We start from the raw sequence: 14886 nt of genomic DNA, 5'->3' as shown, positions 1-14886 counted from the left end.
GTGGTTGTTTCATAGTGTTTCGGCGGCGATAGCGGTGGGGAAACGCCCGGTCCCATTCCGAACCCGGAAGCTAAGCCCTCCAGCGCCGATGGTACTGCACTCGCCAGGGTGTGGGAGAGTAGGACACCGCCGGACATACTTTCAAGACGGGCCCCGTATTGCGGGGCCCGTCTTGGCATTTCATGCATCTTTCTGAGCGCGCCCTGTTGGCCGGGCGTGGATGGCTGTTGGGCGTGAATGATTCGCCCAGCACCAATCAGATACCACCATTGCTGATCTCGGCTGCTGCCGAGCGCCTTGGCAAACCAAGAGCATGTGTCTGCCCGGCTCGATGTCGATCGTGCCGGGCAGCGAGCTTTTCGGGTCGGTCCCGGTCGCCAGTGTCGCTCGGGCCTCGTGCCTCGCGCCTTGTTTCCGTGTGGTCGCCGGCCTGGCCGGGTCCGCGGATCCAGCTCGACGTTGCTGCCAGCTGGCCGCATGGCCGCGTCGCTTGGGTGCCCGCCAACTCAGGACGGGCGGCAAATTCGGTGGATTCCGTCCGGTGTGTCGCGTCAACCTTGGGCATGGACGTGCAGCGCCACGAGGACCCGCAGGCCTTCATGGCCATCGCCGAGTCCTTCTACCGCCGGGACACCCTCTGGCATACCGTCGCCCTCACCGTGATGGCTCGGTTCCTCACGATGACACGTGCCCACGCGCCATTCATGGCGACACTTCACGACGACGGCGACCTCATCGGTGTTGTCTTCCGCACCCCACCGTGGCCGCTCGTCTCCAGCGGCCTGCCCGCCGACCCCGCACTACTCGAGACCTTCCTCACCCGATGGCTGGAGATCGACCCGGGGCTTCCCGGCGCCAGCGGTCCCCGGACGAACGTTGAGGCGCTCGGCACCGCCTGGACCCGAGTGACCGGCGGCACAACCAAGGAGGTCCTCGCCGGGCGGCTCTACCGGCTCGACCAGCTCCTGGAGCCCACGGTCCCCGGCCGGCCGCGGGTCGCCACCGAGGACGACATCGACCTGCTGATCAAGTGGCGGAACGCCTTCTCGACCGAGGCCCTACCCGAACAACGCGACCACACCGAGGACGCCGCGAATATCCGGCGGCTGCTCGAGCTGGGCGACAGCGTCATCCTCTGGGAGGACCGCGGCCAACCCGTCTCGTGGGCGTGCGCCTCCAGCCCGATCGACGGCATGTCCCGTGTGGGGCCCGTCTACACCCCACCCGAACATCGGGCCCACGGCTACGGCTCGGCCGTCACCGCCGCCGTTTCCCGGCACGCTCGGGACGCCGGCGCCCGGGACGTGATCCTCTTCACCGACCTCGCCAACCCCACCTCTAACTCCATCTACCAGAACATCGGCTACCGACCGGTGTACGACTCGTCGGAGCTTCACTTCGCCCGGCTACCCTCGACCACGTGAGCGGAGCTTGCGGAGCGAACCATCGAACACCGAACGACCGGCGCAACGACCGGCGCACGGCCCTCGAGAGCCGACGAGGAGAGGGCGAGGCGCGGTCGTGACACTGCCTCACCTGCTCGTCATCCAGCTCGACGACCAGGACCCGATCGGTCCGCTCGGCGACTGGCTCACCGGCGCCGGCGCCACGCTCGACACCCGTGGCCCCGACAACCTCCCGGAGAGCACGGCCGGGTACGAGGGCCTCGTCTGTCTCGGCGGGCCGATGGGCGCCACCGACGACCTCGACTTCCCGTGGCTCGCCGACGTGCGCCGCCTCCTCGCCGAGGCCACGACCCGCCAGCTGCCGACCCTGGCCATCTGCCTCGGCGCGCAGCTCCTGGCCGTCGCCACCGGCGGGCTCGTCACCAAAGGTCCCGACGGTCCCGAGGTCGGGCCGCTGCTCGTCGCCAAGCGGGACGTCGGCTGGCAGGACCCGCTCTTCGCCGACATGCCGTTCATGCCGGACGTCATGCAGTTCCACGCCGACATCATCCAGCGGCTGCCCGCCCGCGCCGCGCTGCTCGCTTCCTCGACGCTCTACCCGAACCAGGCGTTCCGGGTCGGCCGCTGCGCCTACGGCCTCCAGTTCCACATCGAGACCACCGCCGAGCAGATCGAGGCCTGGGCCGCCGGCGCACCCGACACCGCCGAGTTCGCGCGTCCCGGCGACCTGGACCACAACCGTCTCGTCCAGGTCCACGCCGAGATCGAGGACACCTGGCGCCCGTTCGCGGCCCTGTTCGTCAAGCTGGCCGCGGGCGAGCTCTCGCCGGCCACCACGCCGCTACCGCTCATCCAGCACTGACATGTCCGACCCCGTCCGCTCACACGTCTCCATCGCCCGCTACGGCCTCACCGACGACCGCGCCCGCGACGACCTACGCGCCGCTGGCTGGTGGGGTGCGGACGCACCGGTCGGCGAGTACGAGCCGACGCTCGTCGCCTTGTCCCGCAGCCCCGACCCGGATCTCGCCCTCCGCACCCTCGACCGCATGCGTACCAGCGACGAGGCCGGCTGGCGCGGGCTCAACCAGGCACTCGCCACCGACCGCGGCCTACGGGCCCGCCTCCTGTCGGTGCTCGGCGCGTCCACCGCCCTCGGCGACTTCGCGGTCGCCCACCCCGGCGAGTGGCGCCGCCTGCTCACCGACCGGCAGAGCCCGCCAGCCACCTACCCGGACACGCTGCTCGCCGCCGTCGCGAACGAAAAGCCGGTCCGCGAGCTGCGTGCCGCCTACCGCGGCCTCCTGCTGGAGATCGCCGCCGACGACTTGGCGCACCTCATCGAGCCGGACCTCCCGGTGCCCGACTACCAGCAGACGACCGCCCGCCTCACCTACCTCGCCGAGGCCGGCATCCGTGCCGCGCTCGCCGCCGCCGAGGCCGAAGCCGGCGCGGCCGGCGGAACGTGCCGGCTGGCCGTGATCGCCATGGGCAAGACCGGCGGCCGCGAGCTGAACTACGTATCGGACGTCGACGTGCTGTTCGTCGCCGACGGTGACCTCGACGTCGCGACCAGGATCGCCAGCTCGATGATGCGGGTCGCCACCAACGCGTGCTTCGAGGTCGACGCCGCCCTGCGCCCGGAGGGCAAGGCGGGCCCGCTGGTCCGCAACCTCGACGGCCACGTCAGCTACTACAAGCGCTGGGCCCGCACCTGGGAGTTCCAGGCGCTCCTCAAGGCACGGCCCATCGCCGGCGACATCGAGCTGGGCCAGAGCTACCTCGCCGCCGTGCGCCCCATGGTGTGGACGGCGGCCGACCGGGACAACTTCGTCGACGACGTGCGGGCCATGCGCCGCCGCGTCGAGGAGCACGTGCCGTCTGAGCTGCTCGACCGCGAGCTGAAGCTCGGCCGCGGCGGCCTGCGGGACGTCGAGTTCGCCGTCCAGCTCCTGCAGCTCGTGCACGGCCGGACCGACGAGGCGCTACGCCTCGGGTCCACGGTGGACGCACTCGCCATGCTCGGCGACCGCGGCTACGTCGGCCGCACCGACGCCGCCGAGATGGCGGAGAGCTACCGCTTCCTGCGCCTGCTCGAACACCGGCTCCAGCTCCAGCGCCTGCGCCGCACGCACCTGTTCCCCGCCGACCACGAGACCGACGAGCTGCGCTGGCTCGCCCGCGCCGCCGGCGTCAGGTCGGCACGCGGCAAGCCGGAGTCGCAGGTGCTGCTCGAGGACTTCCGTCGGCACCTGCGCCGCATCCGCCGGCTGCACGAGAAGCTGTTCTACCGCCCGCTGCTCGAAGCCGTCGCCCGCGTGCCGACCGAAGCGTTGCGGCTGTCCGCTAAGCAGGCCGAGGCCCGGCTCGCCGCGCTCGGCTACACGGCGCCGGATGGCGTGCTGCGTCACATCGAGGTGCTGACGGCCGGGGTGTCCCGGCGCGCGGCCATCCAGAGCGCGTTGCTGCCGGCACTGCTCGACATGTTCGCCAACACCCCCGACCCGGACGGCGGCCTGCTCGCGTACCGGCGGGTGTCCGAGGCGCTCGCCGCGACTCCCTGGTACCTGCGGGTGCTGCGGGACGAGCCGGCGGTCGTCGAGCGGCTCGCCATGCTGCTCGGCACGTCGAAGCTGGTGCCGGAGCTGATGATCCGCGCACCCGAGGTGCTGCAGCTGCTCGGCGACCAGGACCGGCTCGCCGGCCGCGACCCCGACGAGTCGGCGCGCTCACTGCGCCAGGCGGTGAACCGCCACAGCTACCTGCCGAACGCGGTCACCGCCGCGCGGTCGTTCCGCCGGCACGAGCTGCTGCGCATCGCGGCCGCGGACCTGCTGGGGTTCATGGACACGCTGACGGTGTGCCATGCGCTGTCGACGGTGTGGGCGGCGGTGCTGCAGGCGACGCTCGCGGTCGTCGACCGGGCGGAGGCGGCCGCCGACGGGACGCGGCTCGCGACCATCGCGGTCATCGGCATGGGCAGGCTCGGCGGCGCGGAGCTGGGGTACGGCTCGGACGCGGACGTGCTGTTCGTGTGCGAGCCGGCGGACGGGGCGTCGGAGGAGGACGCGATCAAGTACGCGTCGCACGTCGCGCAGACCGTGCGGCGGCTGCTGTCCTCGCCGAGCCAGGACCCGGCACTGCACGTGGACGTGGACCTGCGGCCGGAGGGCCGGCAGGGCCCGATCGTGCGGACGCTCGAGTCGTACCGCGCGTACTACGGCCAGTGGTCGGAGGTGTGGGAGGCGCAGGCGTTGCTGCGTGCCCGCCCGATCGCCGGCGACGAGGACCTCGGCGCCCGGTTCATCCAGATGATCGACCCGGTCCGCTATCCCGACGGCGGCCTGAACGCCAACCAGATCCGAGAGGTGCGGCGCATCAAGGCCCGCGTGGACAACGAGCGGCTGCCGCGGGGCGCCGACCCGGCCACGCACACGAAGCTCGGTCGCGGCGGCCTCGCCGACATCGAGTGGACACTGCAGCTGCTGCAGCTGCGGTACGCGCACGAGCACCTCAGCCTCCGCACCACCTCCACGGTGGACTGTCTGACCGCCGCGGTGGACGCCGGCCTCGTCGCCCCCGGGGACGCCGCGGAGCTGCGGGAGGCGTGGCTGCTCGTGACCCGTGTGCGCAACGCGGCGACACTGGTGCGCGGCAAGTTCACCGACCAGCCGCCCACGTCCGGCCGGGAGCTCGCGGCGGTCGCGTCGGTCATCCGCCGGGACGTCGAGGCCGAGCCCGGTGAGTTCCTCGACTCCTACCGGCGCACGCTGCGCCGCGCCCGCGGTGTGGTGGAACGACTCTTCTACGAGGACTGAAAGGGGACCGGTGGCGTTCAGCATGCGACTGGAGGTGCGGGGCTACGAGCTCGACGCGCTCGGGCACGTCAACCACGCCGTGTACCACCAGTATGCGGAAGTGGCTCGCACCAAGGGCTTCCTGGTCGCGGGTTGCGACTGGGACCTGCTCTACACGAAGCGGCGGACCGCCCCGGTGCTGCTGTCGACGACGGTGAACTTCCGCCGCGAACTCCGCGACCAGGAGGAGTTCGACGTGTCGTGTGCGGCGAAGTTCGGCGACGGCAAGACCTTCACCCTCGAACAGTTGATCACCAAGGCGGACGGCACGCTGTCCGCCGAGGTCTACTGCGTGATGGGGATGATGGACCTGGACGCGCGGAAGCTGCACGCCGACCCGCGCGAAGTGCTGGCGTCGGCCGGCTTCGACGTCGCGACGATGAACGACTAGCCCCGGCATGGACGAGATTCGCGGCCAGATCGTGGCCGCGTGCCACCGGCTGGCACACGAGGGCCTGGTGCCCGGCACCGCGGGCAACCTCAGCGTGCGGCAGGGCGACCTGGTCGCGCTGACCGCGACGGGCCTGGTGATGGCGGACGCGACACTCGCCGACGTGACCGTGGTGGACCTGTCCGGCGAGATCGTCGAGGGTGGACTGCGGCCGACCTCGGAGGCGGGACTGCACCTGGGAGTCCACCGCCGCTTCGGCGACGGCGCGATCGTCCACACCCACGCGCCCGCCTCGACCGCGCTGGCGTGCGTGCTGGACGAGCTGCCCGTGATCCACTACCAGCTGCTCGACCTGGGCGGCGCGGTGCCGGTGGTTCCCTTCCATCCCTTCGGCACGCCCGAGCTGGCCGGCGCCGTGTCCGAGGCCATGACCCACAAGAACGCCGTGCTGATGGCGAACCACGGCGCGGTCACCCGCGGTGCGACCCTCGCCGAGGCACTGGAGCGCACGTTCCTCCTCGAATGGGGATGCACGCTCTACGAACATGCGTCCGCCCTGGGCACGCCGAAGGTGCTGACGCTGGCCCAGCAGCAGGCGATCATCGAGGTCGCGTTGACTCTGCGGTACGGAAAGCCGCAACCGGTGAACGGAGACGACGAATGAACGTGATCACGATGGGCGTCCACGTGCTGGACGTACTCGTGCGACCGGTCGAGGCCATTCCCGACGGCCAGGGGAGCGTGCTGGTCGAGGGCATCGAGATGTCCGCGGCCGGCACGGCAGGCGGCACCGCGCTGACCCTCGCCAAGCTGGGCGCGACCGTCCGCACCGCGGGCGCGATCGGCACCGATCCGACCGGTGACCTGCTGGTGAACCTGCTGCGCAAGGCCGATGTGGACACCGAGTTCCTCGTCCGCCGCGACGGCGTGCCCACGTCCGCCTCGGTCCTGCCCATCCGCCCGAACGGCGACCGCCCGGCTTTCCACCTCCTCGGCGCGAACCCGACCTACAGCCCCGACGACGTGCCGTGGGACGCGCTCGCCGAGGCCGACCACCTGCACCTCGGCGGCCCGGAGCTGCTGGGGCCGGACAACGCGACACGCATCCTGAGGTTCGCGCGCGAGCACGGCGTGAGCACGTCGGTCGACCTGCTGGCGCCGGGCTCGCTCGGGAGCTTCGCGTTGATCGAGCCGTTCTTGCCGTACGTGGACTACTTCCTGCCCAACGAGGACCAGGTCCTGGGCTTCACCGGCGAGTCCGGTCTGGACGGTGGCTGCGCGAAGCTCGTGGCGGCCGGCGTCGGCGTCGTCGCGGTGACCCGCGGCGGTGATGGCGCGCGGGTGGTCACCGCCGCGGGCGGTTCGGACGTACCGGCGTTCGACGTCAAGGTCGTGGACACCACCGGCTGCGGCGACGCGTTCTCCGCCGGGTTCGTCGTCGGCGCGAAGCAGGGCCGCGAACCACACGACGCGGCCGTGCTGGGTTGTGCGGCCGCGGCACTCGTCGCGCAGGGCCTCGGCAGCGCCTACGGCGACTTCGACCTGGCGGCCGCCGACGCGCTGTGACGGTTTCATGGAGACGGCCCCGCCAGTCGTTCCTCGACTGACGGGGCCGTCGCCTCGGGGTACTACACGTCGTAGTACAGCGCGAACTCGTACGGGTGCGGGCGCAGCCGCAGCGGGTCGATCTCGTTCTCACGCTTGAAGCTGACCCAGGTCTCGATCACGTCCGGCGTGAAGACGCCGCCTTCCAGCAGGAAGTCGTGGTCGGCCTCGAGGCTGTTCAGCACCGCGTCCAGCGACGCCGGCACGGTCGCGACGTCCTTGGCCTCCTCGGGCGGCAGCTCGTAGAGGTCCTTGTCGATCGGCGTTGGCGGCTCGATCTTGTTCTTGATCCCGTCGAGGCCGGCCATCACCATCGCGGAGAACGCGAGGTACGGGTTGCCGGACGAGTCGGGGCAGCGGAACTCGATGCGCTTGGCCTTCGGGTTGGCGCCGGTGATCGGGATACGCACACAGGCGGACCGGTTGCGCTGCGAGTACACCAGGTTGACCGGCGCCTCGAAGCCCGGCACCAGCCGGTGGTAGGAGTTCACGGTCGGGTTGGTGAACGCCAGCAGGCTCGGCGCGTGGTGCAGCAGGCCGCCGATGTAGTGGCGGGCCGCGTCGGACAGGCCCGCGTAGCCGCTCTGGTCGTAGAACAGCGGCTCGCCGTCCTTCCACAGCGACTGGTGGCAGTGCATGCCGGACCCGTTGTCACCGAACAGCGGCTTGGGCATGAAGGTCGCGGTCTTGCCGTTCTCCCACGACGTGCCCTTGACGATGTACTTGAACAGCTGCAGGTCGTCGGCCGCGTGCAGCAGCGAGTTGAACTTGTAGTTGATCTCGGCCTGGCCTGCGGTGCCCACCTCGTGGTGCGCGCGCTCGACGGTGAAGCCGGAGCCGATCAGGTTCAGCGTGATCTCGTCGCGCAGGTCGCCGTAGTGGTCGGTCGGCGCCACCGGGAAGTAGCCGCTCTTGTACCTGGTCTTGTACCCGCGGTTGCCGCCCTCCTCGTCGGCGCCGGTGTTCCACCAGCCCTCGATCGAGTCGATCTCGTGGAAGGACCCGTTCTCCGCGCTGTCGAAGCGCACCGAGTCGAACACGTAGAACTCGGCCTCCGCGCCGAAGTACGCGGTGTCGGCGATGCCGGACTCGGCCAGGTACTGCTCGGCCTTGCGCGCGATGTTGCGCGGGTCCCGGCTGTAGGCCTCGCGGGTGAGCGGGTCGTGCACGAAGAAGTTCAGGATGAGCGTGTTCTCGACCCGGAACGGATCCACCCGCGCGGTGGCCAGGTCGGGCAGCAGGAGCATGTCCGACTCGTGGATCTCCTGGAACCCGCGCACCGACGAGCCGTCGAAGGCGAGACCCTCATCGATCGTCCCGGCGTCGAACGACTGCACCGGTACCGTGAAGTGCTGCATGATGCCCGGGAGGTCGCAGAACCGGACGTCGATGAACTTCACCTCTTCGTCAGAGATGAACTTCAGGACCTCGTCGGAATTGTTGAACACGCTCGTAGGCTCCTTACCTCTGCTTTGCCGGGGCGCTCGCGGTCAAGCTATGAGTGTGGTGTTGCCCGACCATCACCTCAATGTTTCGCCGATGTTAACGACGTCGGATATACGCGAGCCGCGGTTGAGCATGCCAGCTGAATGGGCTAGAAGCACGAGGTTCTACCCTGGATGTGTGAGCAGAGTGACTGGTTCGTGGTTGTCCGGCGGAGTCGGCGAGCCGGGCGGCGTGGACCAGGAGTGGCCGGGTGAGCGCCTCGGGCTGCCCAAGGACGGACCCGGCGCGGTGGCCGGCCGGGGCGCCCGGCTCGGCGCGCTGCTGGTCGACTTCGTCCTCACGGCGCTCGCGACCAGCCTGTTCGTCCGGTTCGACGCGAACGACACCGCGCAGATGCAGCAGTTCAACTACATCGCGTTGATCGTGTGGTTCGTGCTCACGGTCGTGATGATCGGCCTGTTCGGCTTCACTCCCGGCAAGCTGCTGTTCGGCCTCCGGGCCGTCCGGGTGGACGGCAGCGCGATGGTCAACCTGCTGCGTGCGATCCCCCGCACGCTGCTGACCGCGCTGGTCGTGCCGGCCGCGCTGGCCGACGCCGACGGCCGGGGCCTGCATGACAAGGTCACCGGAACGGTGGTCGTCCGTACCCGTTAGGCCGCTGACCGGGAGTTATTGCCCCCTTTACGATGTGCGACCGACGGCCGAGTTTTCCCGCCGCCCCGGAGGAGCCGGACATGCCTGGCCACCATCGAGGGCATGGGGTCGCGCTGACTCTTGCCCTGCTAGGCCTGGGCACCGCGATCACCTCAGCGGTGATCACCCAGGTGGGTGACGCCTGGCATTACTCCGCTTATGACCCGGTCCCGCTGAACATCGCCGTCGCGGTGTTCTTCTCGACCATGGGCGTCCTGGTCATCTGGCACAAACCGGACAACGTCCTTGGCTGGATGATGCTGGGCATCGCCGCCTGGGACGGCGTGGGCCTGCTCGTCACGGTCCTGACCGGATCGTTCGAGTCGCCGGCCGCCCCCGGCGTGGGCACGCTGATGTGGATCCAGTCCTGGCTGTGGGCCCCGCCGATCTGGGCCATCACCACGTTGCTGCCGATGATCTACCCCGACGGCCGCCTGCCGAGCCACCGCTGGTGGTGGGCGGTGGGACTGACCGTCGCCGGCACGGCCGTCTACTGCGTTGGCCTGGCCTTCGACGACGGAGACTTCGCCGGCAGGTACGTCGTGTCGAACCCGCTGGCACGCCCGGCGCTGGCGGCCCCGCTGCTGACGACGGGCCAGTACGTCCTGCTGTTCACGACCGCCCTGGCCGTGGCTGGACTCCTGTCGCGCTGGCTGCACGCGACCGGCGTCCGCCGCCGGCGGATCACGTTGCTGCTGTGCGCCTTCGCGTTCGGCGCCGCGCAGGCGGTGGTGCGGGAGAGCGTCTCGGGTGGGCTGCCCCCGGTGCTGGACCGCGGCCTGGAGGTGGTGGCGTTCGTACTGGTGCCGCTGGCGATCGCGGTGGCGGTAACCCGTGACCGCCTGTACGACCTGAACCTGACCGTGCGACGCGCGATCGTAGGCGTAGCGGTGACGGGGACACTCCTGGCGACCTACCTGCTCGGATTCGCGGCGGTGACGACGGTCGTGCCGCCATCGACGCTGGCCGGCGGGGTGGTGGGTGCCCTGCTGTTTCCGGTGGCGGCGCTGCTGATCCGCTGGGTGCGATCGGTGATCTGGGGCCGACGGGTCGATGTGGTGGAGCTGGCGGTGGGCCTGGGCAACCGGATGCGCAACCACCTGGACGCCACCGAGGTGCCGGCGGCGGTGTGCGAGCAGGTGGTGCGGTCGCTACCGCTGCGCATGGCCCGCCTGGACCTGTCCACGGAGTCGGGACGACGACGCCTGGCCCAGGTGGGACCGGCGGACGGGACCGACCTGAGCACCTTCGAACTGCGGCACCGAGGGTTGGAAGTAGGGCAGCTGGCGGTCCTGCCCACGGCCGACTACCTGGACGAGACGATGGCGCAAGCGCTTGCGTCCCTGGCCGACCAGATAGCCCCGGTACTGGCGGCACTGCGGTTGGACGAGGAGCTGCTGCGCTCCCGCGAGCAGGTGGTCACCGCACGCGAGGAGGAACGGTCCAGGCTGTCCCGCGAACTGCACGACAACGTGGGCCCAACCCTGGCCGGCACCCGCCTACAAATCGAGTCGGTACGCACCTCGCTACCGGCGGACTCCACCGGACTGGGCCTGTTGGACCGCGCGGTGGAAGGCATCGACGAGGCACTGAGAACACTGCGGAGGGTCGTACACGGCCTACGCCCACCGGAGCTGGACGCGCTGGGGCTGTCGGGCGCACTGAAGGAACTGGCGGTGTTCCTGTCCGGCCCGTCCATGCGAGTGGAGACGGCACTGCCCGCGGACCTGGCACTGCCGAAGCGGGTGGAGGTGGCGGCCTACCGCATCGTGGCCGAGGCCCTGACCAACGTGGTCCGCCACGCACAGGCCACCCGAGCCGAGGTAACAGTCCGAATGGACGGCGGCTGCCTACTGGTCGAGATAACCGACGACGGCGTAGGCGTCCCCACGGACGCCGGCAGGCACGGCATGGGCATGCGTTTCATGGCCCAACGAGCCCGCGAGATAGCCGGCGAGTTCTCCTTCCGCAGCGGCAACGACGGCACAGCCGTGCAGGCGGTCCTCCCCCTGATCACACCAGCCGGCCAAGGCTGACCCCGAGACGGCGAAGCCACCCTCGACGACGAAGCCCGCGCCAGAGCACCAAACACCGACGGCCGCAACCAGCCACGCCCAACCTCAACCCCGGTGTCAAGCCATGCGAACGCCCTGCAGCCGCAACCCGCCCTGCCTGACCCAGCCTCCAAGCCCGTCAACGCCCGACGGGCCGCAACCAGCCACGCCCAACCTCAACCCCGATGCCAAGCCACGCGAACGCCTGACAGCCCCAACCCATCACGCCCACCCCAGCCCGACGCCAAGCCCATGCCACACCTCACCCCCGGCACCCACCAACCCCTCGGCACCCACCCAGCCCCCACACCAGCGAAATCAGCGACGGCGAATCGTCCGCTGCACGTTCCGCATCTTGGCGCCCTGAGGGAGAGGTCCCTTCGGCATCTGAGCCCCACGAGCCGCCAACGCCGACATCCGCTTCTCGAGCGTGTCGATCTCCGCCGGCTTGAGGTTGTTGGGCAGCTTCATGATCGTCTGCTGGAGCCTCCGCAGCGGAATCTGCTTCTCCTCGTTGCCGACGATGAAGTCGTAGATCGGCGTGTCGCCGATCACGCGGGACACCCGCTTCTTCTCCTGCGCGAGCAGCGCCTTCACCCGGTGCGGCGCACCCTCGGCGACCAGCACCACACCCGGGCGGCCCAGTACCCGGTGCACGGCGTCCAGCTGCGTCGTGCCCGCGACCGTCGGCGTCACGCGCCAGCGGCCACGCATGTTCTCCAGCGCCCACGCCGCCGCACCCGGCTGGCCGTCGGCCTTGGTGTAGACGTTCTTCTGCACCCGCCGTCCGAACAGGATCACCGCCGCGAGCAGGCCGAGCGCGATGCCGACCGGCAGCAGGAACCACTGGATACCCCAGACGAAGCCCAGCCCGAACAGCACGCCGGCGACCACCAGGAAGGCGCCGAGCATGATCGGGATGAGCGCCTTGTCCTCCTTGCGTTGCATGTTGAACGCCTGGAAGATCTGCTTCCGCTTGGCCTTGGACTCTTGTTTCCGAGCCTTCTTCGCCTCGGCGGCTGCCGCTTTGTCCACCTTCTGAGCCATAACCACCAGGATACGGGGCCGACCTCGTGTCCATCGCACCCATGCGCATGACGATCTGTAAGGATGATCCGCCATGGGTGCCTTAGCGATCGCTGCCACGGACACCGCCGGCCTCGACCCCGATCAGCTGACGGCCATCCACGCACCCCGCGGCCCGGTCTGCGTCCTCGCCGGCGCCGGCACCGGCAAGACCCGCACGATCGTGCATCGCATCGCGCACCTCATCCATTCCGGACACGTCGCCGCTGGTCAGGTGCTCGCGGTGACGTTCACGTCCCGCGCCGCGGGCGAGATGCGTACCCGCCTGCGTGCGCTCGACATCCACGGCGCCCAGGCCCGCACCTTCCACGCCGCCGCCCTCCGCCAACTGCGGTACTTCTGGCCGCGCGTGGTCGGCGGGCAGCAGTGGGACCTGCTGGAGGGCAAGCTGCGGCTGGTCAGCCAGGCCGCGCACAAGGCCGGCGCCGGCACCGAGACCGAGGTGCTGCGTGACCTCGCCGCCGAGATCGAGTGGGCCAAGGCGTCACTGGTCAGCCCCGACGACTACGCCGCCGAGGTCGCGCGCCTGCACCGGCAGCCGCCCATCCCGGCCGAGCAGGTCACCTCGGTCTACCGGTGGTACGAGTCGTTCAAGACCAAGGCCAACCAGCTCGACTTCGACGACCTGCTCCTGCACACCGCGGCCGCGCTGGAGGAGCACCCGCTGGTCGCCGACGAGTTTCGGGACCGCTACCGCTGCTTCGTCGTCGACGAGTTCCAGGACGTCACGCCGCTGCAACAGCGCGTGCTCGACGCGTGGCTCGGCGAGCGGGACGACCTGACCGTCGTCGGCGACGCCAACCAGACCATCTACTCGTTCGCGGGCGCGTCCGCGAAGCCGCTGCTGGGCTTCGCGCGCCGCTTCCCGCACGCCACCGTCGTGCGGCTGGAACGTGACTACCGGTCCACCCCCGAGGTCGTGTCGCTCGCCAACCGGGTGATCGGCGCCGCGCGTGACCGGCCCGCCGGGTCGCGGCTGCGGCTCATCGGCCAGCGCGCGCCCGGGCCCGACCCGGCGTTCGCCGAGCACGAGGACGAGGCGGCCGAGGCCGCGGCGGTCGCGAGGAAGATCTCCGAGCTGCTCGACGCCGGTACCCCAGCGAGCGAGATCGCCGTCCTGTACCGGGTGAACGCCCAGTCAGAGAGCTTCGAGCAGGCGCTGTCCGAACTGGAGATCCCTTACCTGGTGCGCGGCGGCGAGCGGTTCTTCGCCCGCGCGGAGGTCCGGCAGGCGATGGCCGCGCTGCGCACCGCGAGCGCACGCACGCCGACCGGCGAGCTGCCGAAGCTGGTCCGCGAGTTGCTCACGCCGCTCGGCCTCACCGACGAGCCGCCCGCCGGCGGCTCGGCCCGCGAGCGGTGGGAGTCACTGCTGGCGCTGGTCGAGCTGGCCGAGGAGCTCTCGGCGACCGTCGAGGGTGCGGACCTTCAGCAGTACGTCGTCGAGTTGGACATGCGGGCCCGCGCGCAGCACCCGCCGACCGTCGAGGGCGTGACGCTCGCGTCCCTGCACGCGGCGAAGGGCCTCGAGTGGGACGCGGTGTTCCTCGTGGGCCTGGTCGAGGGCACGGTGCCGATCCTGCACGCCGACGGCAACGACGCCGCGATCGAGGAGGAGCGGCGCCTGCTGTACGTCGGGGTCACCAGGGCGCGGCAGTTCCTGTCGCTCTCGTGGGCTATCGCGCGTTCGGAGAGTAACCGCCGGCCGAGGCGGCGCAGCCGGTTCCTCTACGGGCTCATCCCGGAGGACCACCCGACCTCGCGACTGACACGCGCCCGTCAACAACGCGGTGTCGAACCCGCGCGGTGCCGAGTGTGTGGCGGACAGCTCGTCGGCACGCTCGCGACGAAGCTCGGCCGGTGCTCGTCGTGCCCCGCGGACGTCGACGAGGAGCTGCTGGTGCGGCTGAAGGAGTGGCGGGCCAAGCGGGCGCGGACCCTCAAAGTGCCTGCGTACGTGGTGTTCACCGATGCCACGCTGACCGCCATCGCCGAGCAGCGCCCAACCGACTCGGCCGGGCTGGTGACCATCGCCGGTATCGGCGCGAGCAAGCTGGAGAAGTTCGGCTCCGAGGTCCTGGCGTTGCTGGCCGGCGCTGCCCCATCGGGTGACGAGTAACAGATTTGTGCGAAGTCTCGAAAAACTGGTTGCACGGACCTGACCGGGCCTAATAGCCTACAGTAGCCAGGCCGGGAGGCCTGAAGATCATCGAGGACAGTGGGGAGGTGGCCATCGTGAGGAACTTGACTCTCATCAAGTGCACCCCGGGTCACCCCATGACCACGCCGCCCATGCCCGCGTTCTGGGGGACCAGTGTGTCCGGCGCCGTCCTCGGTAATGGTGCCAA

11 protein-coding genes and 1 rRNA gene are annotated in these 14886 nt (G+C 70.2%); 10 read left to right on the top strand and 2 right to left on the bottom strand.

Annotated features, from left to right (window positions below):
• Positions 1–18: 18 nt before the first annotated feature.
• The 7 genes from rrf (at position 19) to VET29_RS12980 (ending at position 7220) form a co-directional block, all read left to right on the top strand.
• Positions 19–135: ribosomal RNA gene (rrf, locus tag VET29_RS13010) — 5S ribosomal RNA — on the top strand.
• A gap of 428 nt (positions 136–563) precedes the next feature.
• A complete protein-coding gene (locus VET29_RS13005) occupies positions 564–1424 on the top strand; it encodes a GNAT family N-acetyltransferase (RefSeq protein WP_324919567.1) in 861 nt (286 codons plus the stop codon).
• Between the two features lie 103 nt (positions 1425–1527).
• Entirely contained in the window at positions 1528–2268 is a 741-nt protein-coding gene (locus VET29_RS13000) for a type 1 glutamine amidotransferase (RefSeq protein WP_324919573.1), read from the top strand.
• Between the two features lies 1 nt (position 2269).
• Positions 2270–5224: a bifunctional [glutamine synthetase] adenylyltransferase/[glutamine synthetase]-adenylyl-L-tyrosine phosphorylase gene (locus VET29_RS12995; protein WP_324919565.1), complete on the top strand. Its 2955-nt coding sequence runs from the start codon at positions 2270–2272 to the stop codon at positions 5222–5224.
• Between the two features lie 22 nt (positions 5225–5246).
• Positions 5247–5654: an acyl-CoA thioesterase gene (locus VET29_RS12990; protein WP_324919563.1), complete on the top strand. Its 408-nt coding sequence runs from the start codon at positions 5247–5249 to the stop codon at positions 5652–5654.
• Between the two features lie 7 nt (positions 5655–5661).
• Positions 5662–6318, top strand: a complete 657-nt coding sequence (locus tag VET29_RS12985) for a class II aldolase/adducin family protein (RefSeq protein ID WP_324919561.1) — start codon at positions 5662–5664, stop codon at positions 6316–6318.
• Complete coding sequence (locus tag VET29_RS12980; protein ID WP_324919559.1) at positions 6315–7220, top strand: carbohydrate kinase family protein; 906 nt, start codon at positions 6315–6317, stop codon at positions 7218–7220. Before VET29_RS12985 ends, VET29_RS12980 begins: the two co-directional genes overlap by 4 nt.
• A 62-nt stretch (positions 7221–7282) precedes the next feature.
• On the opposite strand, the gene glnA is transcribed toward VET29_RS12980, so the two are convergent.
• Positions 7283–8707, bottom strand: a complete 1425-nt coding sequence (gene glnA, locus VET29_RS12975) for a type I glutamate--ammonia ligase (protein ID WP_324919557.1) — start codon at positions 8705–8707, stop codon at positions 7283–7285.
• 175 nt (positions 8708–8882) lie between these two features.
• On the opposite strand from glnA, the gene VET29_RS12970 reads away from it, so the two are divergent.
• Positions 8883–9359 carry an RDD family protein gene (locus VET29_RS12970; RefSeq protein WP_324919555.1) on the top strand — a complete coding sequence of 159 codons (477 nt, stop codon included), beginning with the start codon at positions 8883–8885 and terminating at the stop codon, positions 9357–9359.
• Positions 9360–9439: 80 nt separating this feature from the next.
• Positions 9440–11434, top strand: coding sequence for a sensor histidine kinase (locus VET29_RS12965; protein ID WP_324919553.1), 1995 nt, complete (start codon positions 9440–9442; stop codon positions 11432–11434).
• A gap of 336 nt (positions 11435–11770) precedes the next feature.
• Here the strand turns inward: VET29_RS12965 and VET29_RS12960 are convergent, their stop codons facing one another.
• A complete protein-coding gene (locus tag VET29_RS12960; protein ID WP_324919551.1) occupies positions 11771–12499 on the bottom strand; it encodes a DUF4191 domain-containing protein in 729 nt (242 codons plus the stop codon).
• A gap of 73 nt (positions 12500–12572) precedes the next feature.
• On the opposite strand from VET29_RS12960, the gene VET29_RS12955 reads away from it, so the two are divergent.
• The gene (locus tag VET29_RS12955) at positions 12573–14657 is read left to right on the top strand and encodes an ATP-dependent DNA helicase UvrD2 (protein WP_324919549.1); all 2085 of its coding nucleotides are present in this window, start codon (positions 12573–12575) and stop codon (positions 14655–14657) included.
• Positions 14658–14886 lie beyond the last annotated feature (229 nt).

The sequence above is a fragment of the Actinophytocola sp. genome, assembly GCF_035634895.1.
Lineage (GTDB): Bacteria > Actinomycetota > Actinomycetes > Mycobacteriales > Pseudonocardiaceae > Actinophytocola.
This window is presented reverse-complemented; position numbering and strand designations above follow the sequence as displayed.